The sequence below is a fragment of the Vibrio sp. NC2 genome (assembly GCF_025195005.1).
In the GTDB taxonomy this organism is placed as follows: Bacteria; Pseudomonadota; Gammaproteobacteria; order Enterobacterales; family Vibrionaceae; genus Vibrio; species Vibrio splendidus.
Map to the genome: position 1 here is coordinate 1 of NZ_JANVFC010000045.1, position 1,567 is coordinate 1,567.

1 rRNA gene is annotated in these 1,567 nt (G+C 53.0%); it reads left to right on the forward strand.

The features are described from left to right. The first annotated feature begins 2 nt into the window (after positions 1–2). Positions 3–1,557: ribosomal RNA gene (locus tag NX845_RS23340) — 16S ribosomal RNA — on the forward strand. Positions 1,558–1,567: the final 10 nt, after the last annotated feature.

A 1,567-nucleotide genomic window follows, 5' to 3' on the forward strand; every position in this document is an offset into this window, starting at 1 on the left:
TTAAATTGAAGAGTTTGATCATGGCTCAGATTGAACGCTGGCGGCAGGCCTAACACATGCAAGTCGAGCGGAAACGACATTATTGATTCTTCGGAGGATTTAATGGGCGTCGAGCGGCGGACGGGTGAGTAATGCCTAGGAAATTGCCTTGATGTGGGGGATAACCATTGGAAACGATGGCTAATACCGCATAATGCCTACGGGCCAAAGAGGGGGATCTTCGGACCTCTCGCGTCAAGATATGCCTAGGTGGGATTAGCTAGTTGGTGAGGTAATGGCTCACCAAGGCGACGATCCCTAGCTGGTCTGAGAGGATGATCAGCCACACTGGAACTGAGACACGGTCCAGACTCCTACGGGAGGCAGCAGTGGGGAATATTGCACAATGGGCGAAAGCCTGATGCAGCCATGCCGCGTGTATGAAGAAGGCCTTCGGGTTGTAAAGTACTTTCAGTTGTGAGGAAGGGGGTAACGTTAATAGCGTTATCTCTTGACGTTAGCAACAGAAGAAGCACCGGCTAACTCCGTGCCAGCAGCCGCGGTAATACGGAGGGTGCGAGCGTTAATCGGAATTACTGGGCGTAAAGCGCATGCAGGTGGTTCATTAAGTCAGATGTGAAAGCCCGGGGCTCAACCTCGGAACTGCATTTGAAACTGGTGAACTAGAGTGCTGTAGAGGGGGGTAGAATTTCAGGTGTAGCGGTGAAATGCGTAGAGATCTGAAGGAATACCAGTGGCGAAGGCGGCCCCCTGGACAGACACTGACACTCAGATGCGAAAGCGTGGGGAGCAAACAGGATTAGATACCCTGGTAGTCCACGCCGTAAACGATGTCTACTTGGAGGTTGTGGCCTTGAGCCGTGGCTTTCGGAGCTAACGCGTTAAGTAGACCGCCTGGGGAGTACGGTCGCAAGATTAAAACTCAAATGAATTGACGGGGGCCCGCACAAGCGGTGGAGCATGTGGTTTAATTCGATGCAACGCGAAGAACCTTACCTACTCTTGACATCCAGAGAAGCCAGCGGAGACGCAGGTGTGCCTTCGGGAGCTCTGAGACAGGTGCTGCATGGCTGTCGTCAGCTCGTGTTGTGAAATGTTGGGTTAAGTCCCGCAACGAGCGCAACCCTTATCCTTGTTTGCCAGCGAGTAATGTCGGGAACTCCAGGGAGACTGCCGGTGATAAACCGGAGGAAGGTGGGGACGACGTCAAGTCATCATGGCCCTTACGAGTAGGGCTACACACGTGCTACAATGGCGCATACAGAGGGCAGCAAGCTAGCGATAGTGAGCGAATCCCAAAAAGTGCGTCGTAGTCCGGATTGGAGTCTGCAACTCGACTCCATGAAGTCGGAATCGCTAGTAATCGTGAATCAGAATGTCACGGTGAATACGTTCCCGGGCCTTGTACACACCGCCCGTCACACCATGGGAGTGGGCTGCAAAAGAAGTGGGTAGTTTAACCTTTCGGGGAGGACGCTCACCACTTTGTGGTTCATGACTGGGGTGAAGTCGTAACAAGGTAGCCCTAGGGGAACCTGGGGCTGGATCACCTCCTTATACGAAGATA